The sequence below is a fragment of the Mucilaginibacter segetis genome, from assembly GCF_016522075.1.
Lineage (GTDB): Bacteria > Bacteroidota > Bacteroidia > Sphingobacteriales > Sphingobacteriaceae > Mucilaginibacter > Mucilaginibacter segetis.
The window spans coordinates 199,752-225,904 of record NZ_JAEHFW010000003.1 but is presented as its reverse complement, the minus strand read 5'-3'; the positions used below and the strand labels follow the sequence as shown (position 1 = coordinate 225,904).

25 protein-coding genes are annotated in these 26,153 nt (G+C 40.7%); 17 read left to right on the top strand and 8 right to left on the bottom strand.

What is annotated here, in order from left to right:
* Nucleotide 1: 1 nt before the first annotated feature.
* From I5M19_RS14685 to carA, 3 genes are all read left to right on the top strand, one after another.
* Nucleotides 2-274, top strand: coding sequence for a hypothetical protein (locus tag I5M19_RS14685; RefSeq protein ID WP_200067116.1), 273 nt, complete (start codon nucleotides 2-4; stop codon nucleotides 272-274).
* Nucleotides 192-434, top strand: a complete 243-nt coding sequence (locus I5M19_RS14680; protein ID WP_317193237.1) for a hypothetical protein — start codon at nucleotides 192-194, stop codon at nucleotides 432-434. Before I5M19_RS14685 ends, I5M19_RS14680 begins: the two co-directional genes overlap by 83 nt.
* A gap of 221 nt (nucleotides 435-655) precedes the next feature.
* Nucleotides 656-1,756 carry a glutamine-hydrolyzing carbamoyl-phosphate synthase small subunit gene (gene carA, locus I5M19_RS14675; RefSeq protein ID WP_200067114.1) on the top strand — a complete coding sequence of 367 codons (1,101 nt, stop codon included), beginning with the start codon at nucleotides 656-658 and terminating at the stop codon, nucleotides 1,754-1,756.
* A gap of 76 nt (nucleotides 1,757-1,832) precedes the next feature.
* Here carA and I5M19_RS14670 read toward each other — a convergent pair whose 3' ends face one another.
* Nucleotides 1,833-2,804 (bottom strand): quinone oxidoreductase family protein, encoded by a 972-nt coding sequence (locus I5M19_RS14670; protein WP_200067113.1) that lies wholly within the window; start codon nucleotides 2,802-2,804, stop codon nucleotides 1,833-1,835.
* A gap of 72 nt (nucleotides 2,805-2,876) precedes the next feature.
* Nucleotides 2,877-3,461, bottom strand: coding sequence for a Crp/Fnr family transcriptional regulator (locus I5M19_RS14665; protein WP_200067112.1), 585 nt, complete (start codon nucleotides 3,459-3,461; stop codon nucleotides 2,877-2,879).
* Between the two features lie 145 nt (nucleotides 3,462-3,606).
* Between I5M19_RS14665 and I5M19_RS14660 the strand changes: the two genes are divergently transcribed.
* The 10 genes from I5M19_RS14660 to I5M19_RS14615 all read left to right on the top strand — a co-directional run bounded on the left by I5M19_RS14660 (nucleotide 3,607) and on the right by I5M19_RS14615 (nucleotide 12,698).
* Nucleotides 3,607-4,446, top strand: coding sequence for a hypothetical protein (locus I5M19_RS14660; RefSeq protein ID WP_200067111.1), 840 nt, complete (start codon nucleotides 3,607-3,609; stop codon nucleotides 4,444-4,446).
* Nucleotides 4,447-4,824: 378 nt separating this feature from the next.
* Nucleotides 4,825-5,028 (top strand): hypervirulence associated TUDOR domain-containing protein, encoded by a 204-nt coding sequence (locus tag I5M19_RS14655; protein WP_200067110.1) that lies wholly within the window; start codon nucleotides 4,825-4,827, stop codon nucleotides 5,026-5,028.
* Between the two features lie 274 nt (nucleotides 5,029-5,302).
* Nucleotides 5,303-6,067 carry an ABC transporter ATP-binding protein gene (locus I5M19_RS14650; RefSeq protein WP_200067109.1) on the top strand — a complete coding sequence of 255 codons (765 nt, stop codon included), beginning with the start codon at nucleotides 5,303-5,305 and terminating at the stop codon, nucleotides 6,065-6,067.
* 111 nt (nucleotides 6,068-6,178) lie between these two features.
* The gene (locus tag I5M19_RS14645) at nucleotides 6,179-7,306 is read left to right on the top strand and encodes an ABC transporter permease (protein WP_200067108.1); all 1,128 of its coding nucleotides are present in this window, start codon (nucleotides 6,179-6,181) and stop codon (nucleotides 7,304-7,306) included.
* Between the two features lie 92 nt (nucleotides 7,307-7,398).
* Nucleotides 7,399-8,121: a DUF2490 domain-containing protein gene (locus I5M19_RS14640; protein WP_200067107.1), complete on the top strand. Its 723-nt coding sequence runs from the start codon at nucleotides 7,399-7,401 to the stop codon at nucleotides 8,119-8,121.
* 103 nt (nucleotides 8,122-8,224) lie between these two features.
* Nucleotides 8,225-9,520: a phosphopyruvate hydratase gene (eno, locus tag I5M19_RS14635; RefSeq protein WP_200067106.1), complete on the top strand. Its 1,296-nt coding sequence runs from the start codon at nucleotides 8,225-8,227 to the stop codon at nucleotides 9,518-9,520.
* 159 nt (nucleotides 9,521-9,679) lie between these two features.
* Nucleotides 9,680-10,126 (top strand): DUF4844 domain-containing protein, encoded by a 447-nt coding sequence (locus tag I5M19_RS14630; RefSeq protein ID WP_200067105.1) that lies wholly within the window; start codon nucleotides 9,680-9,682, stop codon nucleotides 10,124-10,126.
* Between the two features lie 81 nt (nucleotides 10,127-10,207).
* Nucleotides 10,208-10,738, top strand: a complete 531-nt coding sequence (lspA, locus tag I5M19_RS14625; protein WP_200067104.1) for a signal peptidase II — start codon at nucleotides 10,208-10,210, stop codon at nucleotides 10,736-10,738.
* A 189-nt stretch (nucleotides 10,739-10,927) separates the two neighbouring features.
* Nucleotides 10,928-12,238, top strand: coding sequence for a DEAD/DEAH box helicase (locus tag I5M19_RS14620; RefSeq protein WP_200067103.1), 1,311 nt, complete (start codon nucleotides 10,928-10,930; stop codon nucleotides 12,236-12,238).
* A 163-nt stretch (nucleotides 12,239-12,401) separates the two neighbouring features.
* Entirely contained in the window at nucleotides 12,402-12,698 is a 297-nt protein-coding gene (locus I5M19_RS14615) for an FtsB family cell division protein (RefSeq protein ID WP_200067102.1), read from the top strand.
* Nucleotides 12,699-12,716: 18 nt separating this feature from the next.
* Here the strand turns inward: I5M19_RS14615 and I5M19_RS14610 are convergent, their stop codons facing one another.
* Nucleotides 12,717-12,914, bottom strand: a complete 198-nt coding sequence (locus tag I5M19_RS14610) for a DUF5808 domain-containing protein (RefSeq protein WP_200067101.1) — start codon at nucleotides 12,912-12,914, stop codon at nucleotides 12,717-12,719.
* Nucleotides 12,915-12,961: 47 nt separating this feature from the next.
* Nucleotides 12,962-14,731 carry a DUF885 domain-containing protein gene (locus tag I5M19_RS14605; RefSeq protein WP_317193235.1) on the bottom strand — a complete coding sequence of 590 codons (1,770 nt, stop codon included), beginning with the start codon at nucleotides 14,729-14,731 and terminating at the stop codon, nucleotides 12,962-12,964.
* Nucleotides 14,732-14,825: 94 nt separating this feature from the next.
* Here I5M19_RS14605 and I5M19_RS14600 point away from each other — a divergent pair, with 94 nt between their 5' ends.
* On the top strand, nucleotides 14,826-15,299 hold the full coding sequence (locus I5M19_RS14600; RefSeq protein ID WP_200067100.1) for a DinB family protein: 474 nt from the start codon (nucleotides 14,826-14,828) through the stop codon (nucleotides 15,297-15,299).
* A gap of 7 nt (nucleotides 15,300-15,306) precedes the next feature.
* On the opposite strand, the gene I5M19_RS14595 is transcribed toward I5M19_RS14600, so the two are convergent.
* On the bottom strand, nucleotides 15,307-16,590 hold the full coding sequence (locus tag I5M19_RS14595) for a serine aminopeptidase domain-containing protein (RefSeq protein ID WP_200067099.1): 1,284 nt from the start codon (nucleotides 16,588-16,590) through the stop codon (nucleotides 15,307-15,309).
* 207 nt (nucleotides 16,591-16,797) lie between these two features.
* Here I5M19_RS14595 and I5M19_RS14590 point away from each other — a divergent pair, with 207 nt between their 5' ends.
* A complete protein-coding gene (locus I5M19_RS14590) occupies nucleotides 16,798-19,236 on the top strand; it encodes an outer membrane beta-barrel family protein (RefSeq protein WP_200067098.1) in 2,439 nt (812 codons plus the stop codon).
* 104 nt (nucleotides 19,237-19,340) lie between these two features.
* Here I5M19_RS14590 and I5M19_RS14585 read toward each other — a convergent pair whose 3' ends face one another.
* The 3 genes from I5M19_RS14585 to I5M19_RS14575 all read right to left on the bottom strand — a co-directional run bounded on the left by I5M19_RS14585 (nucleotide 19,341) and on the right by I5M19_RS14575 (nucleotide 20,312).
* Entirely contained in the window at nucleotides 19,341-19,553 is a 213-nt protein-coding gene (locus I5M19_RS14585; RefSeq protein ID WP_200067097.1) for a hypothetical protein, read from the bottom strand.
* A gap of 123 nt (nucleotides 19,554-19,676) precedes the next feature.
* A complete protein-coding gene (locus tag I5M19_RS14580) occupies nucleotides 19,677-19,892 on the bottom strand; it encodes a KTSC domain-containing protein (protein ID WP_200067096.1) in 216 nt (71 codons plus the stop codon).
* Nucleotides 19,893-19,931: 39 nt separating this feature from the next.
* Nucleotides 19,932-20,312, bottom strand: a complete 381-nt coding sequence (locus I5M19_RS14575; RefSeq protein ID WP_200067095.1) for a DUF1634 domain-containing protein — start codon at nucleotides 20,310-20,312, stop codon at nucleotides 19,932-19,934.
* 168 nt (nucleotides 20,313-20,480) lie between these two features.
* Between I5M19_RS14575 and I5M19_RS14570 the strand changes: the two genes are divergently transcribed.
* Together I5M19_RS14570 and I5M19_RS14565 are read left to right on the top strand one after the other, a co-directional pair.
* Complete coding sequence (locus I5M19_RS14570) at nucleotides 20,481-23,444, top strand: leucine--tRNA ligase (protein WP_200067094.1); 2,964 nt, start codon at nucleotides 20,481-20,483, stop codon at nucleotides 23,442-23,444.
* A gap of 117 nt (nucleotides 23,445-23,561) precedes the next feature.
* Nucleotides 23,562-26,120, top strand: a complete 2,559-nt coding sequence (locus I5M19_RS14565) for an outer membrane beta-barrel family protein (RefSeq protein WP_200067093.1) — start codon at nucleotides 23,562-23,564, stop codon at nucleotides 26,118-26,120.
* Nucleotides 26,121-26,153: the final 33 nt, after the last annotated feature.

Here is a 26,153-nt window from a genome sequence, read left to right as displayed (position 1 = left end):
AATGAAAACTAACTCCACAAACCTGCTGGATATAAAAGTGAACATCAAAATTAAACTTGCTGCTTTATGGGCCGCGCTGATGTTTTGCTACATCTATGGTGACTTTTTTACACTGTTTGTACCCGGTCGTATTAAAGGGCTGATGGAAGGGCACTCGGGTGCGGGCGATACAACCCCCGGTAACATTGTTAATGTATGCCCTATTGCTTTCTCTTCCTGCATTTATGACCTTCCTATCGGTTTTGTTGGAAGCCAGATTAAACCGCATACTTAACATTATAATGGGCTTATTTTTCACACTTGTAATGCTATTGGTAATAGCTGCTTCTATTGACAGGTGGATGATATTTTATATTTATTTAGGCGCTGCCGAAGTTATTATCACTTCATTAATTACCGTATATGCCTGGCAATGGCCAAAAACTGAAGAATAAAATTGAGTAGAAACATTAATCAGCCATACTGCAGTATCCAGATATTACATTCAGGTTAAAATAAATAAAAAATTATACTACTGTGGTATTCCTGTTTTATAAATAAAACTGTACTTTTGCGGCGTGAATAAAGAGGTATCTTACTTCAGCCTTCCGGTTTGTTTTCACGGAGCTTCGAGCCAGAAAATCCGAATCAATAACCCTTTCAATTTTTTTGCTAAATGAATCATTTCACCAAGTTACCCGCAGTATTGTTATTAGCCGACGGCACCGTTTTTTATGGTAAGGCCGCAGGTAAAATTGGCACTACTACAGGCGAAATTTGCTTTAACACCGGCATGACCGGTTACCAGGAAATTTTTACCGACCCATCCTACTTCGGGCAAATTATGGTAGCAACCAATGCTCATATAGGTAATTATGGTATCAATACCGATGAAGTGGAATCCGGAAACATACAAATTGCCGGGCTGGTTTGTAAGAACTACAATATACTATATAGCCGCAAACAGGCTAATGAGTCTATCCAGGATTATTTTCAGCAGCAAAATATTGTGGGGATATCTGATGTTGATACCCGCCAGCTGGTACGCCATATACGCGACAAAGGCGCCATGAACGCCATCATATCTTCAGAGATACTGGATATTGAACAACTGAAAGAAAAACTTAAGGAAGTACCCTCAATGGACGGACTTGAGCTTTCGTCACAGGTATCTACTAAAGAAACCTATACCTTTGGCAGTAAAGACGCCAAATACCGCGTAGCTGTGCTTGATCTGGGTGTTAAAAAGAACATTCTTCGTAATTTTGATAACCGCGACGTTTACGCTAAGGTTTTTCCGGCAAAAACATCCTATGCTGAAATGGAGAAGGATTTTGCCCCTACGGGATATTTTATATCAAACGGCCCCGGTGACCCGGCTGCTATGCCTTATGCTATTGATACCGTTAAAGAGATATTGAACGCCGATAAACCTCTGTTCGGTATTTGCCTTGGCCATCAGTTACTGGCACTAGCTAACGATATCCCTACCCGTAAAATGTTCAACGGCCACCGCGGATTAAACCACCCGGTAAAAAATATTATAATTGACCATTGCGAGGTAACCTCGCAAAACCACGGTTTTGGTGTAGTACAGGATGCCGTGAGGGCGAGCGATAAGGTGGAGATAACACATGTTAACCTAAACGATCAATCGATTGAGGGTATCCGTGTAAAAAACAAGAAAGCATTTTCGGTACAATATCACCCGGAATCATCTCCCGGCCCGCATGACAGCCGCTATCTGTTTGATGATTTTATCGGGCTGATGAAATAATAAATTCATACCCTGTTAATAAAAACCTTTCAGCATTAATAACTGAAAGGTTTTTTTCTGATATAATGTTTTTACTTCAGATAGTTACTACCAGTCGCTTTCCATCCGGCACGTCAAGGTTCCAGAGTTCGGCAATATCAGCCAGCTTAACCTCAACAACTTTCACCTTAAGTTTACCTTTAACGGCAAGTTCAAATGCTTCAGGCAATATATTACTGAACAATTGGCCTACCTGTTGTTTTGACCATGCACCCAGGCCCGAACCTGTAATTTGCAGATCAACACTCCTGAGGTTAGCTGCAGATAGCTGTATAATATCCCCAGCCATACTACCAACAGATACATATCTCACCCTGTTGGTAAATGATCCGTTGCCTTTTAAACAGGCCAGTATCATTTCGGCTGTATGTCCCCATAGGTAATCTATAACAACATCAATAGGTGTTGCGGCGTTAATTGCGGAAAGCTGTGACTTAAAACTTTCATCATCCTGTAAAATTGAAACCACCTCATCGGCACCAATCGATAAAAGGTAATTTAAGGATCGCGGATTTCTGCCTGTTACAACCACTTTTTTTGCGCCATAATATTTAGCAAGTTGTACTGCCACACGGCCGGTAAAACCCGTAGCGCCATTTATGAGCACTACATCGTCTGGCTTTATTTCCGCTTTAAATTTAAGTGCCATAGCAGCACCTGTTACCGCATTTGGCAAAGCCGCGGCGGTGGCATCATCAAGTCCATCGGGGATTTTCACTATGCGGCTTTTGTAGATCGTTGCTTTTTCGGCAAGTGTGCCGCTTATGCCAATGCCATATACCCTGGTGCCGTTATTAAGCAGGCAAACCGCATCACCGCCAATTACTTTTCCATCAATTGGCTGTGCCTCGCTCGAGTAGTGGTTTCCGGCCGCCCTTCCCTTATCCAAATGCTTTATGGCTACTGCCTTTACGGTAACTAAAACTTGGTCGTCGCCTTTAACTGCAGGTTCCGCGAAATCCACATACCGGGGCAAACCTCCTTTTTGATACATTACTGCTGCTTTCATTTCTCTTTATTTTTCTTTCAGACAAAATTAGAGGTACAGGCAGCCCTGTGACGATAACATATGTTATTAAGTTTAAAAATGGGGGCTACCTTTAGTCAGCTTACTTTTTATCCGGCTAAGATGCACGGTACTTACGCCAAGGTACGAAGCGATATAGTGTTGCGGCACCCGTTGAACTATATGGGGTCTTTTATCTAACAGGTTTTGATAACGCCGTTCAGGAGTATCGCGGATAAAAGAAAAAAATTCTTCCATATAATGTGTTTGCCGCTGCGCAAACATCCTCAGCATCATTTGCACAAATTCCGGCTCCCGGCTCAACTCCTCCGTTAGTTGTAGTACATAGGGTTTGGGCAGCAGGTATACAACCGATGGCTCCAATGTTTCAACAGTGAGCATGCTCGGGACATTATTTACAAAACTATCAAACGAAGTAAGGCCCTCGTTCTCGAAAAAAAACTGCACGGTTTTATCATCGCCATTATTGTTAAAAAATGCCCTTACACAACCCTTCTCAATAAAGATATAATTTTTAGATACGGCACCCTCGTTCAGTAAAATAGTTTTTGCAGGCACTTGCAGCCTTTGCTGAAACGGAAGGTATTTATCCCAAAAGGCCTGTAATTGAGGAAATTTATCTCTGAAATGAAATATCATGATTTAACAAATGTCGCATAAAAGTTAAAATAAGGCACTTAATAAAAAGATACCGTGTTTTAACGGGTTGCATTTAGGTGTTTTGAACCTGTTGAATTATACAGCAAGCAGGTAACTTTAATTCATTAAACTAAACCCCTGTATCATGAAACTTAAACTAATAACCTTTTTGCTGCTCTTCTTCAGTATTTGCAGCTACGCCCAAACAGTAGATAAAACTATCTACGATAACAGGTACAGCTTTTTAACCTCACAAAGCTTACTACAATGCAGTGGCTCGGGTGTTGATAAGGCTGGTACATTAACCGATATACCTGCCCACGTGGATTTTAAAGTAACCAAAATACTGGAAGATGGCAATTTTGTGATCCAGTTTTTGGTGTGGGAACCTAATAATGATAGCGATGCAGATATAACAGCCAAAGCCCAGTTAAATAAAAAATTTGTAAGCACCACTACTGATTTAAAAACCGGTAAACCCGGTGCAAGAGACTTATTCTTTAAGCTTCCTTTAAAGGAATTTGTAAATGGCAGCGAAAAGCGATTAACCCACCATAGCTTTACACTTGGGGCATTAGTGCTTCCCATTAAATTACGTTTTGGCGGCGATAGCCAAACACCCAACCATAAGCGCGATTTTACCTTTACAAGTGACGTAAGCATAGGCCTATCCATAGGATATAAATACTCGCCGAGTAAAAAGTATTCACATAACTTTTTAACGGGTATTTCCCTTACATCTGTAGGGGTTACGCCTGACAATACTAACAATACCGTAACAGCCGAAACCAACCTCGCGGCAATTACATGGCACGCGGGTTACCTGTTCCAGATAGATAACTTCCAGATCGGTGCATTTACAGGTATTGATTACCTGGCAGGTAACGTTGGCCGTAACTGGGATTATCGTAACAAGCCCTGGTTTGGTATTGGACTGGGCTATTCTATATTCAAATCAAAGAGCACATCAGACACGCAATTATAAGATCAGTACCCTCCTTCTACCTTCCGGATGTCTGTCAACCTAAACCACACAGACACACCCCTGCTTCGCAAAATGCGTAGCGGGGGTTTTTTATTCATCGGTGAAATATCACTTCATTCCTTTCATTCCGCCTAAAATTCCATTCACCGACATTTTTTATCCGTTCGCCTAAAAACCCTGTTCCACATGAGTGCTGCTTCACATTTTTGTAGTGTAAAACAAATCAAAAACATCATGACAGCATTACTTACACTACCCGCAATTACAACTATTGTTATTTTACTGGTAAACGCAATTATCCTGGTTCGCCTGTTAGGTAAACTGGTTTGCTAAGGCGCATAAGCTAATTTATGGCAGGCATATTGCTATAAAAACACTATGAAAAAAGGAGATACTGTACACTGGAACTGGGGCAAAGGCGAGGCCGAAGGAAAGATTGAAAAAAAATATACTAAGCCTGTTGAAAAAACCATTAAAGGCGCTACCGTAAAACGCAATGCTTCGGCAGATGAGCCCGCCTACGAGATCAAAACCAAAGACGGCGGCAAGGTGCTTAAATCCGCCAGCGAAATAAAAAAATAATACCAAAACAGTGTCACTACATTAATTATAAAAAATCCATATTTTTTTTAATTATACTTCTTCTATTAAATTTTAATTTTTCTTTTTTTATCTACCTCAACATCAGCAGCAGGATAAGCATCAACATGAGCATGAGCTTTGGCATCAAATTTTGAGGATGATGCTTTTTTTAAAGACGTAAGTAAAAGCAGAGTTAAAATTCATTTACCGTAAATTTTACGCTACTTACCGACATACCTATTGATTTTTAATAAATACATCCCATATTTACATTATGGCGAAACAACCTATTATTACAGTAAAAGATCTGGTAAAAAACTACGGCGATTTTGCTGCCGTAAAGGGTGTAAGTTTTGAAGTTTATGAGGGCGAAATATTTGGTCTGCTCGGCCCCAACGGCGCCGGCAAAACTACCACGCTGGAGATCATAGAAACCTTGCGGGATAAAACATCGGGCGAAGTTACCGTTGATGGCTTTTCGATAGACCGCGATGCCGACGATATTAAAAAACGCATAGGCGTACAATTACAGGCTGCGGGCTACTACCCTAACCTTAACCTTGCCGAACTCATCAGCTTATTTTGCGGCTTATACGGCATTAACAAATCCCCTATGGAAATGCTGGAGAAAGTAGCCCTTACCGATAAGGCGAAATCTAAATACAAGGAACTTTCAGGCGGGCAAAAACAACGATTCTCAATTGCTACTACATTAATAAACAATCCGCGTATCATATTTTTGGATGAACCTACTACCGGGCTCGATCCGCAGGCGCGGCGTAACCTTTGGGACCTGATACGCGAGATACGCGACAGCGGAACCACCATTGTTATTACCACTCATTATATGGATGAGGCCGAAGTACTGTGCGACCGTGTGGCCTTTGTAGATGGCGGACACATTATTGGCATTGATACACCCGACCATTTTATTGACGAACTGGTATCATCGGGTTTTGAGCGCAAAAAACAGGTAAAGAGCGCTAACCTGGAAGATGTTTTTATTAACCTTACCGGTAAGGAATGGCGCGAGGGGTAACCCCTGCTCTGATCCTTAAAAAGAGGAGGATTAAACTGATGCCCGCTTTTTAAAAGAGTTTATGGTTAAAATGACTTGATGAACCCTAATTGATTTAATGACATTTAAATAATGACAAAAGATAATAAACCTTACAGTAATATTGGTGCAACACTGGCCATTGCCAAAGCAAGTTTTCGTTCTATCATCCGCAGTCCCTCGGCGGTGGTATTCAGTTTAGCCTTCCCCATGATATTTATTATTGTGTTTGCTAATATTGGCGGGGGCGGCGTAAAGGTAGATGTAGGTGTGGCTAAGGGTTGTGATACCATTAACCCTGTTTATAGAGCACTTAAAAAAACAGGCATTGTAAATTTAGTGACAGACCAGTCTGCCGAGGCCATGAACAAAAACCTGGCAAAGGGCAGTATTGATGCTATTATAGATGTAAAACCCTTTGTGCCGATGACGCCGCTTAGCGTGGACGTGCAATATAGTGAAGCATCTGCCGATAAGAGCGGTATTCTTAAATCGGTGCTCAATAATGTGTTCTATAATATGCAATCCGAGCAGTTAAAAAAGATACAGTCTTATTCCGGCATTAAAATACCCCCTGCGGTCGATCTGAAAGAAACCACTATAAGCGGCCGGGCGTACAAATACATCGACTTTATACTGCCGGGGCAATTAGGCTTTTCGCTGTTAAGCAGCGGGGTTTTCGGTACGGCGTTCGTATTTATCAGCCTGCGGCTAACTTTGGTTATTAAACGTTTTTTTGCTACCCCGGTAAAACGCTACAGCATTGTACTGGGCGAGGCTTTGGCACGTATCGTTTTCTCGTTACTGGGTGCCTTGTTCATTATACTGATAGGTCATTACGCTTTCGGCTTTACGCTGATTCATGGAGTCGTCACGGTGCTTAACATGCTGGTATTATCGGCTATCGGGCTTATCATATTTATGGGTTTCGGGTTTACGGTATCGGGCATAGCTAAAAACGAGAGTACCGTACCACCATTATCCAATATTATTACCTTACCGCAGTTTCTGCTATCGGGCACTTTCTTTTCGGTAACGGCTTTTCCTAAATGGCTGCAGCACATCAGTAATGTATTACCGCTTACCCACCTTAACGATGCTATGCGTAAAGTAGCCTTTGAAGGCGCGGGGTTGGGTGATGTGAGCCATCAGCTATTTATATTATTGGTATGGGGTATAGGTGTTTACGCCGTTGCGGTTAAAACATTTAAGTGGGAATAATCTTACATATCACTAAAAAATATATTTTAAAACGCATATTAAATTAATATTACCAAAACATATATTTGGCATTAGTTAACAATAAATTAACAATGCACAAATATTTGTTTGCCGCACTAATTTTAGTGCTGTTTAGCACTGCAGCTAATGCGCAAAACTCCAAATTAGGTACTTGGGGAATTGTAACACTTGTTTTACCCGGCGACAGCACGCATAAATGGGGTGGTTATACTGAGTTTCAGGGGCGCAGCAACGGTGCCTTCAGCCAGTTTCAATATTACGAGGCAAAAATTGGCGTAAGCTACGATATCGATAAAAATTTTATAGCCCTGTTGGGTACGGGCACCTACCATACTTATGATTACACCGACTTGAGCAAAGGCCCCATTACTAATGAAACACGCTTTTGGGAGCAAATGGTGATCAATCAATACTTATCAAGACTTAAATTCGAACATCGTTACCGGGCAGAGCAACGCTGGGTAAATGGTGATTACCGCAATCGTTTCAGGTACAGGTTAAATATGTTCATTCCGTTCAATCATAATAAAATTGTAGCCAAAACATATTTCCTATCAGTTTTTGACGAGATCTTCCTGAATAACAAAACTCCGAACTTTGAGCGCAACCGTGTATCGGCTGCGTTGGGCTATCAGTTTGATAAAGCATGGATAGTACAGGCCGGCTGGGTAAACCAGTATAATTATACTACCGCCCAAACCAACGATAAAAATAACATCCTGTTAATGCTGATGTATCGCTTTCATCATAAAAATGCCAGTCCGCGTGAGCATTTACCTACCACTACTGATTAATAATCGCTATAAATACAAAATTGTAATTGCGATTTCCTGTTTTTGCGCTTAACTTAGCCACCCAAATCAGAAAAGTAACATTTCATAAATACGAAAATTAACTATGAGCTTAATAATTGATGTACATGCCCGCCAGATATTAGATTCGCGCGGTAACCCAACCATTGAGGTAGATGTAATTACAGACAGCGGCATACTTGGCCGCGCCGCAGTACCGTCAGGTGCATCTACGGGCGTACACGAAGCGGTTGAGCTACGTGATAATGATAAAAGTGTATATATGGGTAAAGGCGTATTAAAAGCCGTTGCCAACGTAAACGAAAAAATTGCTGCCGAGCTAAAAGGTGTTGATGTGTTTGAACAAAACGCTATAGACAGCATTATGATTGCGCTTGATGGTTCTGAAAATAAAGGCAATCTGGGTGCAAACGCTATATTAGGCGTTTCGTTAGCTTGCGCAAAAGCTGCCGCGCAGGAAAGCAGCCAGCCATTATACCGCTACATCGGTGGTGTAAACGCCAATACCCTTCCCATCCCGATGATGAACATTGTTAACGGTGGCTCGCACTCTGATGCGCCTATCGCTTTCCAGGAATTCATGATCATGCCGGTTGGCGCTTCATCTTTCTCTGAAGCTATCCGTTGGGGAACTGAAGTTTTCCATAACCTTAAAAAAATATTACATGACCGTGGTTTATCAACCGCTGTTGGCGATGAAGGTGGTTTTGCTCCTACTTTTGATGGCACCGAAGATGGTGTTGAAACCATTTTAAAAGCTATTGAAAAAGCAGGTTACAAACCGGGAGAAGATATTTGCCTGGCGTTTGACTGTGCCGCATCTGAATTTTATGTAGATGGTAAATATGACTACACTAAATTTGAAGGCGAAAAAGGCGCTATACGTACCAGTGCTGAGCAGGTAGAATATCTGGCACAACTGGCAGAGAAATACCCTATCATCTCTATTGAAGATGGTATGCACGAGGATGACTGGGATGGCTGGAAACTATTAACAGACAGAATTGGCGATAAGATACAGTTAGTGGGTGACGATTTATTTGTAACCAACACCAAACGTTTGCAAAGAGGTATTGATACCGATGTAGCTAACTCTATACTGGTAAAAGTAAACCAGATAGGATCATTAACCGAAACTATTAACGCGGTTACTTTAGCACAAACCAATGGTTATACTTCCGTAATGAGCCACCGCTCCGGCGAAACCGAGGATGTTACCATTGCGGATTTAGCCGTTGCCTTAAACTGCGGACAAATAAAAACAGGTTCGGCTTCACGTAGCGACAGGATCGCGAAATACAATCAGTTATTACGTATAGAAGAAGAATTAGGCGATGCCGCCCGTTTTATTGGTAAGGATTTTAAATTTTACAAAAAATAAAAAATTGCACCTGCGGGTGCCGATTTTATGAGAGCAAAGCCGGTTAACCAACCGGCTTTTTTTGTGGGTTGCCCCTTCTGCTTGGGAAACAAGGTAAATATTTAAAATCTCCATCTGGAATTCTATTTATATATTTAGATGTCGCTTTAAACAAAATCAGTGAAACAAACTATAGGTACAATACTCGGGCTTATATTAATGACTTCGACTTCCTGTGCACAACAAACTATGGATATACCACCTAACGCAACAAATAATCTAAAGAAATTTAAATTAAAAGAGAAATTTGTTGAAGACTCTACCATTTTCTATCCGGGAATTGGAGACCCAAAATTACGACCAATATTAACGCAAAAGATAAATGCAGCAGCTGACGACTTTGAGAAAGTAACGAAAAAAGATAAAACAACTGCAAAAGATTTTCAGCAAAAAATAAAGACAGGACTGGAGAGATTCAGCGATATTAATCTTGACACCGAAGACCGGGAGCGAATTTGCTTTTACTTTGAAGAATTAATGGATATTGTAGGTCTCCAAAGTTCAGATGGCCTCTTAAATACGTTCATGTATGGCTTTGACCCTGAAAAAGCAAAGCAGAAGGAATAGTTGTGTATTCAATCACCTCTTTCCGCCTGCGGAGAGAGGGTGATTCATAAAGAATATCTCAATTTTACTACCTTAGCATCGATGAAAGTAAAAGGCATTTACCGGGCTGTAATTATCCTGTTTATACTGGCAGTTAATGTGGGCTGCGATCAGGTTTCCAAAAAAATTGTACGCGCCCGGCTTGATGTTTATGATCATTACAGCTTCCTGGATCATCATTTTAACCTCATGAAGGTAGAGAACCCCGGAGCGTTCCTTAGCCTGGGCGATAAACTGGTAAACCCTTATCGCTTTATTTTGCTCACGCTTATACCGGTATTGGCCCTGCTGGGTGCTGTGGTATACATCCTTGTTAAAAACAACTTCTCTAAAACAAGGCTGGCAGGTATTATTTGTGTGATAGGCGGTGGTATAGGCAATATTTACGACAGGGTAGTACACGGTTCCGTAACCGATTTTATGCACATACAGTTCGGTTCGTTACAAACGGGAATATTCAATGTGGCCGATGTTTCTATTATGGTTGGTATGGGCCTCATCATTCTGGATACCTTTTTACGTTCCAAAAACGATGTACATCCGCAGCAGGAGTTTACCACCGAACCGGAATAAGTTTAATTAAGGGGACGTCACCATACCATCATATTAACTGCCCTAAAACACCTGTTAACTTACTTCGTAATAAATTCCGTATCTTTGTAAAAAAATAATTGCCCGTTCGCTTACGGTTTTGATTTATCAGACGACTCTTCAGATCCGCTTATGCATTCGCGTTAGCACACATACATTACAATCCAATACATGTCATTCGAAAATTTAAATTTAATTGAGCCTATACTCAGGGCTTTAAAAACTGAGGGATATACCAACCCAACACCCATACAAGCACAAGCTATACCCCATATATTACAACGGCGCGACCTGTTGGGCTGCGCCCAAACAGGCACTGGCAAAACGGCAGCTTTTGCTATTCCTATTCTGCAACTTTTACACCAGGACAGGATACAGCATAAGGAGCAGAAAACCATTAAGGCCCTTATATTAACCCCTACACGTGAACTGGCCATACAAATTGCCGAAAGCTTTAATGCTTACGGCAGGCACACTGGCTTAAAAAACCTGGTAATATTTGGCGGGGTATCGCAAAACCCGCAAACAGATGCTTTGCGCCGCGGGGTTGATATTTTAATAGCTACACCCGGCCGTTTGCTTGACCTGATGAACCAGCGCTTTGTGCATCTGGACCATATAAAAATGCTGGTACTTGACGAGGCCGACCGTATGCTGGATATGGGCTTTGTACACGACGTTAAAAAAATTATTGCCAAAGTGCCAGCAAAACGGCAAACGCTTTTCTTTTCGGCCACAATGCCAAAAGAGATACAGCACCTGGCCGATAGCATATTAAATAATCCTGCAAAGGTAGAAGTTGCGCCGGTATCATCTACTGCTGATACCATCCAGCAATCTGTTTTCCATGTTGATAAGGCGGATAAAAGGGCTTTATTACAACATGTTTTAAAAGATAAAAATATTAAAACCGCGTTGGTATTTACGCGTACCAAGCATGGTGCTGATAAGGTAGTTAAAGATCTTACCCGCGCAGGCATCACTGCCGAAGCCATACATGGTAACAAATCGCAAAATGCCAGGCAACGTGCTTTAACCAACTTTAAAAACCGTACCACCCGCGTGTTAATAGCAACTGATATTGCCGCCCGTGGTATTGATATTGACGAACTTACCCACGTAATTAATTACGAATTGCCTAACATTCCCGAAACCTATGTACACCGTATTGGCCGTACCGGGCGGGCAGGCGCAAGCGGTATTGCATTATCTTTTTGCGACAGCGAGGACGAGCCACAATACCTGAAAGATATACATAAACTAATAGCCAAGGAAATCCCGGTGGAAGAAGGGCATCCTTACCCCATGAAACAAAAAAGCATGGCCGAAAAACATCAGGAGTTATTAAAAAAACAGGGTGGCGGTAACAAACGCCCCAATGCCGGTCACCGCAATGGTAAAAAAAGATTTGGCAGTAACAGCAGGCCGGATGATAACCGCACAGGCGGCAAAAGCGGTTTTAGCGGCGCACGCCGAGGATAACCTTTAAAACATTTTAAGGCCGTTAGTATTTAATATTAACGGCCTTTTTTATGCTAAAAAAATAAAAAATGCCATATTGATACTGTTATTTAACTGCGGATAAATAAATTTGCACTACTCAAAATAAATAGATAGTTTTATACTGAAAATCTACTCCATAAAAATGGCACGCCTTATCAACCTCTTCAAGAACAAATTTTTTCTGGCAACGCTGGCTTTTTTAATATGGATGATATTTTTTGACCGCAACGATCTTATCTCGCAATACGAATACCACCAGCAACTTACGGAGTTAGAGCAAAAGCGCGATTTTTACCAAACCCAAACGGCTAAAGTAAACGAGGAATTGGATGAGTTATCATCTGACAAAGCTAAACTCGAAAAATTTGCCCGCGAAAAATACCTCATGAAAAAAGATAACGAAGATGTGTTTGTTATCGTTCACAAAAAGGACGAATAAGCATTACTTATCTTATTCTCATTTTTTATAAATCACCCTTACTACCCAGGGTATAATCAATATTGCCACAAAAAACAGCCATACCGCTTTATGGGCAAAGTTAAACGTATAACCTAATCCAAAGCGTTTACCTACTAAAAATGCAGGGTCATCAGGATTGTAATAAATAAATCCCAGTTTCCAGTATCGAGGATCGCTTCTATCTGTCGGTTCCATGGTAAAATAACTAACGCTTAAGCATATATGATATTTTTATTATCAGCCTAATTTTTTGTATCTATCTGCTCGGTTTTCAGCATAGCTTCTTTTATATACTTCACCGGGGCGCTGCCATAGCTTAAAAACTTCTCGTTAAATTCTTTCAATTTGTATTTGTCGCCCTGTTTCTTTTTCCAGGCTGTGCGCAGTTCCATTATCTCTTTATAGCCAGTGTAATAGCTTGTAAGCTGCACACTGCTTACGCTTACCCTTGTCCATTTATTATCGGCTTCGGCTTTTTGCTGAAAGGCCTCCCGGGTGAGCAGTTTAATAGCCTGCTCTTTAGTCATGCTACCGGCATGTACGCTGTAATCCAATATAGTATTGCATACCGACCGCAGGTGCCATTTATACCACATCAGGCGCATCTCGGGAGAGTCGCCGCCAAAACCCGCGTCAAGCATCATTTCTTCGCTGTAAACAGCCCAGCCCTCTACCATCGCCCCGTTGCCCAATATCGATTTAATAATACTCGGCGATTGGTTAGCATATACCAATTGGGTGTAATGGCCGGGTATGGCTTCGTGTATGCACAATATCTGTAAAATATACTGATTGTATTCGCGCAGGTAACTTTCCGCACGTGCAGCCGGCCAGCCCGCAAGGCTCCCCACATTAAAATAAGTATTACCCTGCTTGTCATAAGGGCCGGGAGAGCTTACCGATGCACCTGCTACGCCTGCCATATAACCCGGTTCTTTGCGCACTACCAGTGGTTTCGACGGATCAAGCGTAAGCAAATTTTTTGCTTTAACGAATGCGGTAAGCTTAGGTATCTCCTGCTCAATAGCTGTTTGAAAATCACCCGGAGCCACATGGCTTGCTGATAACGTGTCAATCATCATGCTGATCAACTCCAGCGAATCGGCAGGCATAGTTTTACCGCCAAAATATTTTGGCCAAAGCTGTTTGCTTAATTTAGTCATTTGCGCATGTACATATTTTTTACGCTCCACCGCTGCGTTATAGGTTTGTTGCGCGGTGCCATCGGCTTGTATGTCATACTTAAACTTCGCCTCATATAACTCCTTTCCCAATCTAAAACTTCGTGGCTTAGGGTTAGGTAACGCTTTTAACCAGGCCGCGTAATCCTTTATGGCCTGTGCCGATAATTGCGCACGCTGCAACATTTCCTTTTGTTCTGCAGCGGGTATGCGTGATTTTTTCAGCGAATCGGCAAAGTCCTTTTCTATTACACTCACCCCTCCCAGGTTTTGCTCAACAGCAAGGTTGGTAAGCTCCGTTACCGGATTTTTAATCTGCTTTTCGGCCTCTTTATAATAGTCGGGTATAAACTCCATACGCTGATAAAAACTGCGCAGGCGCTTATCCAACGGTTCATAACTTTCGTTTAAAATATAAGCGAAAGTACCAACTACATTGTACGATGCGGGATTCCACTGGTAAGCCTTTAGCTGCTCTATTTCCCATTGGGTAGCTTCCATTTGATTTTGCATCAGGTGGTAATCTATCTTATTAGCATCCGACAGGCTGTTCACATCAAACCGGCTCAATGAGTCCATTTGCACCTTAGTAAAGCTGATCATCTTTTTGCGGCTTTTATCATCAGGTACTACCAGCAGGCTATCATACTTATGATACCCCACACTTGTGGCCCATCCCGGGTTCAGCTTCCACAGGTCATCCAAAAAATTCGCCTCGTAGGCAGTAAAGGCGGCATCGTCTTTAGCAGATATCGGGCCCGACTGTCCTTCCTTTTTGCAGGCAGAAAACGCGGTAACATACAGGGCAAGTAATAATATTTTTTTTATCACGATGGAGAGTGTTTGCTTTGGTGCATAAACTTAAAACATTTGAAATATAAATCAAACCCGAAGTTATTTTGTTAACTATAAAAACCTGCTTTTTATGAACGATGAACACAAAATTTTAATAAACGAACTGGTAAAACTACTGGAAGGCGGCGGTGCACATGCAAGTTTGGATGATGCACTAAACGGCTTACCGGCAAATTTAAGGGGAGCTAAGCCTAACGATTTGCCTTACAGCATTTGGCAGCTTGCCGAACATATCCGCATTGCACAATGGGATATGCTGGAATTCTGTCGCGACAGTGGTCACGTATCGCCTAACTGGCCTGATGATTACTGGCCAAAACACAGCGACCCTGATAATGAGGAAGTATGGAATAAAACCCTTGAACAAATAAAACGCGACCGTAATGAGTTTATACGGTTATTAAAAAGCGGCGATATCTACAAAAGTATTAACCACGGCAGTGGTCAGAATATTTTACGCGAAGCGCTGCAAATAGCCGACCATACCGCCTACCACACTGCGGAAATCATTGTGATACGCCGATTGCTCAATGCCTGGCATTAAACTGAACTTATTTTATACCCTTAATAAAATTTACAATATCATCTACTAATTCGGGCGCCAATGGTAGTTCGGGCTTGCTATAGGTGGCTATATTTTCTTCGCGGTTCTGGGGAGCCTCCTTTAGTATATGGTTCATCCCTTTTATTATAGCTAATGTAGCGTCTGATTTTGCTTTCTTCAGTTTTTCGGCGTCTTCCACAGGAACCTGTATATCACTGGTTCCCTGAATAATAAGTATCGGCATCTTCAGCTTTTTTATTACACGGGTAGGATCATACCTGAACCATGACATTAAATAAGGTTGTATGCTGGGCCGTGCTATAGGGTAAAGTGCCGGGTCTATATCATCGGTAATTTTCCCTCTTTTTAAACTATCCAGCATCTTATTAAAATTATCCACCAAAAATTTTGGTTGTGATTTTATTTGCTCGGTAACAATTTTATCAGCGGGCCGGCCGGCACCTGCAACAGATATAAAGCCCTTAACCGGCTGATCACGTGAGGCCAACATACCAACCAGCGATCCTTCGCTATGCCCCAGCACAATTATTCCTGAAAAACGCTCATCATTATTCAACATGTTTATCAGGCCCACGGCATCATCAACATAATCCTCAAAACGCAATTCGTTCTCCTTGGTTGAGCTGGCGCTGAGACCGATCATGCGTTTATCATACCGTAATACCGCTATGTTATTTTTGCCTAATGCATTAGCCAGCATTTTATAGGTATTACCGTTAAGGCCCAGTTTAGGGCTGTTACCATCCCTGTCGGTTGGCCCCGAGCCCGCAATTATTAATACCACAGGCACCTTTCCGGTTGGATTTTTAGGCATGGTTAAACTGCCGGATATGCTACCGGTAAAGGTTTTTAATAAAACAGGTGTTTCAACTACAGATGCATCCAAAGGCACAGTTGCGGCTTCCTCTTTGTAGGGGCTTAAAAGCAATCCGGTTAATTGGTTATCATCGTTTAGTGATAAGTTAAGCAGGAAAACCGCCTTTTCAAACGTAGCCTTGTATACGGCAAGCGGCTTATTGAATTTCAAAAAATCGGTTTCAGATAAGTTCCCGAGCTGTGCCTTCAACTGGGTTGTAGTAAGTGTAAATTTATCAAGCGGAAGTGCTTTTTTCATTTCGGCACTAAACATGTTAAAAATGCTGTCTGGCTTATCGGCATTATAAAATTGCCTGAATTTGTTTACCGCAGTAAAATAGGCAGGTGGTTGTATTTGGGCAAAAGAGGTAAAGCTTAAACAAAACAGTAATAATGATAATGCTGATTTCTTCATGTTTATACAGAATAATATAAATATACAATTGGCTAAATTAATAAAATAACAAAGTATATTACTTTAATAAATCATAAAGTTGCGGTAACATTTATCACTAAATTTCGTAAAAAATACTTGTTAAATATTCCTGTATGTAATAATCTTGTTATATTTAACACTTCCTTAAAAAGAAATTTATCGAAAAAAAATCTACTTGTTTTATTAATGAAGGTTAGTATCGGGTGCTTATTTATAGTATTGGTTTCAGGTATATTTAATTTTAGTTACGCCCAAAATCAATCTTCAGTTATAAGAGGGAATGTGTTAATGCAAAATAACCAGCCGGCAGATGCCGCCACTGTTATTTTACTGAATGCGCCCGACTCTTCCATTGTGCTCTCCGCCCTGGTCAACGAACAGGGATCATATGAATTTCCGGAAGTTAAAGCCGGCAGTTATTTATTGCTTGCAACACGGTTGGGATATCAAAAAACCTATTCCACTGTTTTTAGTATTGGCAATAATCAAACTGTTACTATACCGGCTATATTACTAACTGCCGATAAAACCCAGCTTAAAGAAGTGGCTATTGTTGCCCGCAAACCTTTTATTGAGGTTCGCCCGGGTAAACTTATTATTAACCCGGGGGCGAGTATTATTGCTGATGGTAAATCAGCTTTGGATATTTTAAGCCAATCGCCAGGTGTGCGGGTTGATAATAACGATAATATAAGCATCAGCGCACGCCAAAATGCCCTTATTTTAGTAGATGGCAAAACCACCAACCTTAGCGGACCCGATCTGGCATCGTTGCTAAAAAGCATGCCCGGCAATAATATTGAGCGCATTGAGGTAATTAAAAGCGCAACAGCAAAATACGATGCAGCAGCCGGTGGTATTATAAACATCGTATTAAAAAAAGGAAAAAATATTGGCACCAATGGCACATTTAATACCACCACGGGTTATGGTCGTTATTATAAACTGGGCAGTGGCATTACCTTTAATAACCGCACTAAAAACATAAATATTTTTGGTAACTATAATATTGATAATAGGAAAAATTACCACGATCTGGATAACGACCGCATAATTACCTATGCTGGCAGTAATGCCGAGTATAATTCAATGTACACAAGTATACAAAAAAGCATTAGTCATAACTTTGGTTTAGGAGCCGATTTTACGCTGGATAAAAATAATACTATTGGCTTTATTATTAACGGTTTGGTTAACGATAATGATTTTTCTAAGGACAATAAATTAACCATTACCAATAACGGCATATTGGATTCATCGGTACTGGCGACTTCAACCATTAACCGCGATTTCAATTACGTTAATTACAACATTAATTATTCCGGGAAATTAGATACGAGTGGTAAAACTTTAGCTTTTAACTTAACTTATTCCCCAAATAAACGTATATCTGCTGAGTATATTAATAATACCTTTTTAAACGCCGCGGGCCATACCTACCGCAATCCGTTATTATTACAAAACCTTTCACCGTCTGACAGGCACAACTGGACTGCCCTGCTGCAATATTCGAACCCACTACCAGGTAATTCAAAAATTGAAGCGGGTTTAAAATACAGCGCAACAGAAAGTGATAACGACCAAATATTCGGCCCGCTTGTTAATGGGAAATATATATCTGATCCTAATTTTACCAACCGCTTTATTTATAAACAAAAAATAAGCGCAGCTTATATCAATTACAGCTTAACATTAGGAAAATTTGATATAGAGGCCGGCCTACGTGCAGAACACACCCAATCTACCGGGAACTCATTATCATTAAATTCAATTACTGCTGATAATTACACTAATCTTTTTCCCAGTTTTATTACTACTTACAGAAAAAATGATAAGAACGAATTTTCGCTAACATTTAGCCGTGGTATTGAAAGGCCGGCTTATGAAAGTCTTAATCCATTTTTATATTATATAGATCTGTACAGATATAATTCGGGCAATCCTTATCTTAAACCCTCATACAGTAACAATATTCATTTGTCGCATACCTATGATCAGATATTCACCACCGACCTGTATGTTACACTTTATAATAATGCGATGTTCCCCTTTTATGAACAAAATGATAGCACAAAAGTAAATGTGGCAACCAGCCGTAATTTAGGCAAAGTGGGCAATTATGGTGTAAATTTTAACGGTTCGTTTGATTTCTTCGCCTGGTGGAACGGTTATTTTGATGCCGATCTTTCATATCAGCATTATAAAGCCTACCCTCAAAACGGAAATTTAAATAAAGGAACAGGTGACCTTATTTTATCAACATCACAAACATTTAAGTTATTACCAAAGCTATCAGCAAATATCTCCGGAGATTATGAAACTGCTACCTTTTACGGCATTAACCACTTTAAACCTGCATATGGTATCAATACAGGTGTCAGTACACAGTTATTTAAAAAAGCAGGTAAACTAAGTTTGATACTAAATGATGTATTTAACACCCGACGGGACAGGGCATATACCACTTATCTGAATCTGGATCAGCATATTAAGGATAAAAAGGAAACCAGAATTATAACCTTAAATTTCAGCTACCGGTTCGGAAAAACATCTGTAAAAGGTGCAAGCAGGCACTCAACAGGAAATGAGGTAGAACAAAGCAGAATGAATGCAAGCAGTAATTAATTTCTCTTAGCAAATTCAAAAAAATTCCCTATAAAAAAACCTTTTTTCATTACAACGAAAAGATTCTCTTATAGGGAATGGAGCGTAATATAAAAATTAATATATTAACCTATTTTAGTTGTTTTTGCTGTTAAAGTTAAAGGATCTTTTTCTTTCTTTTTGCAGGTACCGAACATGGTTTCTTCAGAAATATCAGCGCAATATTCATCAGCTTTGCAAGTAATGTTTGAAGAACAATGACGGCTGTTTTCCACTAACCCTCCCAAAACAGATTTCATTTCATTACGGGTCAATTGATTTTTTTCGAATTTTTTCATTTTAGTTTATATTAATAGTTGTAGATTTTTCGTTTACAAAGATACACCTTTTTAAGTAAAAAGAAATACATTTTTTTGTTAAACTACTTATAATTGAGTAAATTAATAATAAATTATTAACCTTTACTTTATTTTATTTTCATCAAATACACCTTTTACTTTATTGACAAAAAAGCTGCCTAATGATTCACTTTCCATCATCTTTTTATAAACGGCGGGCTTTACATTTAAGTATTGCCATACATCTCCGCTTTCCCTGAATTCCAACTCCAGCACATGCTTTTCAGCATCATAACCGATGCTCTTTAAGGCAGTTGATTCCACTGTTTTACGATGCATTATATATAACGATATATGCACAAAAAAAGTTTCAAAAAATTAACCGGCGTGGCCGCTTAACATGCTGCTAAAGATAATGAGCAGCACTACTATGGTAATAACTGTATAAAGGTGATCTTTTTCCAGTATAAAGCCAATTGCCGAAAATATAACCCTTATAACCGGGGTAGCAATGAGCAGTATAATGCCGGCCTGAATAATAGCCCTCCCCCTGAACATGAAAATACCGTTTATTATACCGGGTATACTGTGTACAAAATCGGGAACGCCATTAAAATCCCTATAATTGGCCGTTGCGCTGCCGTGGCGGTAAAGATACACTACGCCGCCAAAAAACACTATTGCAATAGATATCAGGACGCCTGCACGTAATATCCATCCAATAATGGTTTGCATATCCTTTTCCTTAAATTCACTCATAACTGAACAATTTAATGCGCATCGTCAAAACTACAGGTTAAAAAACAAGCATACAACAATAATCAATAATAGTACTGGCATACAAATACTACCTATTAAATCAACATTATCACGCTATCACTAATCCATTTTTATTAATTTCGCAACCTCACAGGCGAAAATATACACATGGACTATCAATTTAAGGATATAGAGAAAAAGTGGCAGCAGTTTTGGGCGGATAATAACACCTTTAAAGCCGAAAACAACAGCAACAAACCCAAATATTATGTGCTGGATATGTTTCCGTACCCATCCGGCGCGGGTTTGCATGTAGGGCACCCGCTGGGTTATATCGCTTCCGATATTTTTTCGAGATACAAACGTTTAAAAGGTTTTAACGTACTGCACCCAATGGGGTACGATAGTTTTGGCCTGCCTGCGGAGCAATACGCCATACAAACCGGCCAGCACCCTTCTGTAACTACCGAGGCTAATATTGCCACCTATCGCCGCCAGTTGGATCAGATAGGTTTCTCTTTTGATTGGAGCCGCGAGGTACGTACCAGTTCGCCAGGGTACTATAAGTGGACACAGTGGATATTTATGCAGTTGTTTAACAGCTGGTATAATAAAGATGCTGACAAGGCCGAAAGTATTGATAATTTGATAGCGCATTTCGAAAAAAATGGCTCAGCAGGTATCAATGCAGTGTGCGATGAGGAGATATTAACCTTTAGTGCCGATGAATGGAGCGCCTTTACCGAATACCAGCAACAAGCAGAATTACTAAAATACCGCCTTACCTATCTGCGCGAAAGTACCGTTAACTGGTGCCCGGCCTTAGGCACCGTATTAGCGAACGATGAGGTAAAGGATGGCTTTAGCGAACGCGGCGGTTACCCTGTGGAGCAGAAAAAAATGATGCAATGGAGCATGCGCATTACCGCCTATGCGGAACGCTTATTGCAAGGGCTGGATACCATTGACTGGCCCGAACCGCTTAAAGAAATGCAGCGCAACTGGATAGGCAAAAGCGTGGGAGCAAGTGTAAAATTTAGCATTACCCCAACTCTCTCCTTTGGAGAGGACTTAGGTGGGGCTAACTACATTGAGGTTTTTACCACCCGGGTTGATACCATTTTTGGTGTTACCTTTTTAGTGATTGCACCCGAACATGAATTGGTACAGGCATTAACCACGCCAGAACAACAGGCAGAGATTGAGGCTTACATCACCCAAACCAAAAAGAAAAGCGAGCTTGACCGTATGGCAGATACCAAAACCGTATCCGGTGCTTTTACGGGCAGTTATGTAACCAATCCGCTTAACGGCGAACAGATACCCGTTTGGATAGCCGACTACGTTTTGGCAGGATATGGTACAGGCGCGGTTATGGCGGTGCCATCAGGCGATCAGCGCGATTATCTTTTTGCCAAACATTTTAATTTACCGATAGTGCCTATCATTGATATTCAAAACATCGAGACCGAGGCCGACCCAACCAAAGACGGTAAATACATTAACTCCGGTTTCATAAACGGCATGGCTTACAAAGAGGCCACAGCCGCGGTAATTACCAAACTGGAAGAACTGGGCGCCGGTAAGGCTAAAGTGAACTTCAGGATGCGCGATGCCATATTTGGCCGCCAGCGTTACTGGGGCGAACCGGTACCCGTGTATTTTAAAGATGGCTTACCTTACCTTATAGATGAAAAGGAACTGCCATTGGTATTGCCCGAAATTGATAAATACCTACCCACCGAAAGCGGCGAGCCGCCATTAGGGAGAGCAACGGACTGGAAGCATCCCGAAGGGGAATACGAATTAAGCACCATGCCCGGTTGGGCAGGCAGCAGCTGGTATTGGTACCGCTACATGGATGCTCAAAACAACCGGGAATTTGCCGGTAAAGAGGCTATTGAATATTGGAAAGCGGTAGACCTTTACATTGGCGGTAGTGAACACGCTACAGGCCACCTGCTGTACAGCCGTTTCTGGAATAAGTTTTTAAAAGATATGAACCTGGTTGTGGAGGAAGAGCCTTTTAAAAAACTGATCAACCAGGGGATGATACAGGGGCGTAGTAATTTTATACATAAGATTAATTATCAAGTAGTACAAAAAACAAGTAATCCGGACGGTATTAATACAAAGTTAGGCGGTGATGATATCGTTATTGTTTATCTTTCATATGACCTTGAAAAACAGTTTTTGAATGACAAAATAAGAGTTAAAAAATTAGAAGATGATCTAAATCTTAAATATAAAGAAGATCTTGATGGAAGAGGTCTACAGATATCCCTTGTGAATGCAACTGTAACAGCTTGGCATGTAGATGTAAATATTGTAAATAATGATATTTTAGATATCGCCAAGTTTCTTGAAAACTTTCCCAAAAGTAAAGACTATAATACTGAATTTATTATGGAAGATAATAAGTTTACTTGTAGTTCAGAGGTCGAAAAGATGTCGAAATCTAAATTCAACGTGGTTAATCCGGATGATCTGATAGAACGTTACGGTGCCGACACCTTGCGTATGTACGAGATGTTCTTAGGTCCGTTGGAGCAAAGTAAACCCTGGAACACTAACGGTATCGAGGGCGTGTTTAAATTCCTGCGCAAATTCTGGCGATTATTCCATGATGCCGACTGGAATTTTAACGTTAGCGATGCCGAACCAACAAAAGCGGAATTAAAATCGCTGCATAAGATCATCCGCAAGGTGGAAGAAGATATCGAGCGTTTCTCGTTCAACACCTCGGTTTCCAGCTTTATGATAGCCGTTAATGAACTTACGGATCTTAAATGCGACAAACGCGCTGTTTTGCAGGATATGGTGATCATTCTTTCCCCATACGCGCCACACATCTGCGAGGAGCTTTGGGTATTGCTGGGTAATACTGCGGGTACGCTGTCCTATGCGCCGTATCCTAAATTTAATCCGGATTATTTGGTGGAAGATGAATTCAGCTATCCTGTTTCTATTAACGGTAAAATGAAAACTAACGTTAATCTTTCTTTGAGCTTAGATACAAAAGAGATTGAGGAAATGATATTAACTAATGCCGACGTGCAAAAATACCTTGATGGCAAAACACCTAAAAAAGTAATAGTGGTAAAAGGTAGAATAGTAAACCTTGTAGTGTAGTTTAAAAAACTGACTTAGTGTAACATATACATTACAGTTAGCACTATTTTACATAAATAAGATTTTTGCCTGTAACATTTTAGCCATTTTCGCCTCCAATTACGAAAATGAACTGAAATGAAAAGAATATTTACACTAATAGCAATCTTCTGTGTTTCCCTATCTGCTAAGGCCCAGTTTGGCATAGGCGGTGGCGGCTCAAGCGTGGTTGGTAAAATATCAGGTACGGTGATCGATTCTATCACTAAAAAGCCTGTTGATTACGCAACCATCAGCCTTTTCCGCAGTGGCAGTAAAACACCGATGAACGGCGTGCTGACCGACGACAAGGGGCACTTCCAGTTAGATAACATTAAAGCAGGCAAATACAAGATCAACGTATCCTTTTTAGGCTATCCAACCAAAACATATGACCCGGTTGAAACTACGGCCTCAAAACCGGATAATGATATGGGCGAATTACTGATAGCACCAAGTGCCAAAGCTTTAAAAGAGGTATCGGTTGTTGGGCAAGCCCCGCTTATTGAAAATCGGATAGATAAAATTGTTTATAACGCCGAAAAAGATCTTACCGCACAGGGTGGTAATGCTACCGATGTATTGCAGAAAGTACCATTGGTATCTGTAGATATGAATGGCAATGTGGCTATCCGCGGCGATGGCAATGTTAGGGTATTAATTAACGGCAAACCATCGGGCGCAACAGCTGCAAGTTTATCAGATGTGTTAAAAACTATCCCTGCCGATCAGATCAAAAGCATTGAAGTGGTTACTTCACCTTCAGCTAAATATGATGCCGAAGGTTCTGCAGGTATCATCAATATCATCACAAAAACCAAAAATGCATCAGGCATAAGCGGTTCAGTAAGTGGTGGTGTGGGTACCCGCCAAAATAACGGTAACATTAATTTAAACTATAATAAAAACCGTTTCAATTTCTCTGCCAATTTAGGTGGTAACCTTACCTGGCCGCAAACCATGACCACCGTGTTTGATCAAACCATACAAACAGCCAGCATCAATCAGCATAACTTAAATAACACCAGTAACGAAACTAAACGTCATGGTGCAAGAGGCACATTATCCGCCGGTTATGAGTTTAATGGTTTTAATAGCATTAACAGTACACTTGCTTTAAGTGATGGCGGTTTTAACACAAATGGTAATGGTGATTACAGCATACAGGATTTTAATGACCCGGCAAAAAGCATTGATTATATTGGGAAGAGTACAAATCACAATAAATTCAGCGGTTTTGACTGGAATTTAGATTATACCCATAAGTTTAAAAAGGAAGGGCATGAACTTACCGTGTCCGGCCAGTGGAGCCATAGCATAATCAAAACAGATTATACCAATTTATTTACCGCTAAGCAACCCAGCCAAATGGGAAATAATAACGGTGAAAACAATGAATATACCGCACAAACAGATTATAGTTTGCCTATTAATAAAAAGCTGAAATTTGAAGCAGGAGGTAAAACCATACAAAGGCGCATAAACAGCGATTACAACATTTTCTCGGTAGATACTGACGGCAGTAACCCGATATTGGATACCGAGAATTCCAACCTGTATGATTATAACCAAAACGTATACGCAGGTTATAGCGTGTTTACCATCACATTGCCCAAAAATTACTCGGTATTGGCAGGTTTTAGGTATGAGAATACACAGATAAAAGGCGACCCTAAAACACCTTATGCAAGTGGCTCCAACCAACAGCAATTATCGCCTTTTACCGCCAGTTATAATACCTATGTACCCAGCTTAACTATACAAAAAGTAATGGGCACAAATACTTTTAAGCTATCATACAGCAAACGTATACAAAGGCCGTCTTTACAGGTGCTTAACCCGTTCATTAACAGAACCAACATACAATCGCAATCGGTAGGTAACCCTAACCTGGCTCCTGAAGTATCGCAAACTGTTGAGTTAAACTATAATACCTTTATTAAATCATCAGTATTAAACTTTTCAGTGTATTACAAAAACACCAGTAATTTAATTGAAGGTATTGCAGTGCCAATTTCAGAGACCGTAAACGGAGAAACAGTTATTGGTACACGTACAGTTCAGAATAACGTAGCCGAAAACAACTCATGGGGTGCAAGTTTCTTCGGGTCCGTTAATCCTATTAAACCTTTAACCATTCGCGGTAGTGTAAACGCATTTACCTATCATCCAAGCGTATATGCACCTTATGTAGGTTCAATTAACGCTGATGCGCTTAAAACACGCCTACAGTACACCATGTTTGGTAGTGCATCGGTAAATTTACCTAAGGATATTATTTTCGAAGCGTTTGGTTTTGTTAACTCACCACGCCGTACCATACAAGGTTCAAGCCCTTCATTCGGCATTTATGTGTTTGGTATCAAAAAACAGTTTGACGATAAAAAAGCAAGCATTGGCTTTAACACCGTACAACCATTTGCGGTTAACAAAAGCTTTAACCAAAACATATCAAGCCCCGGCTTCAGCCAGATCAGCCGTACGCAGTTTCCGTTCCAATCATTTGGTATAACATTCAGCTACAGCTTTGGTAAAATTAAATTCAATCAACAACCTAAAAAGAACATTAATAATGATGATCAGATAGGCGGCGATCAAAATGGTGGCATTGGCGGCGCACCGGCAGGTGGCGCTCCAACAGGAACACGCCCTAAATAATCAAAATAATATATAATCCATCTACCTAAAAAG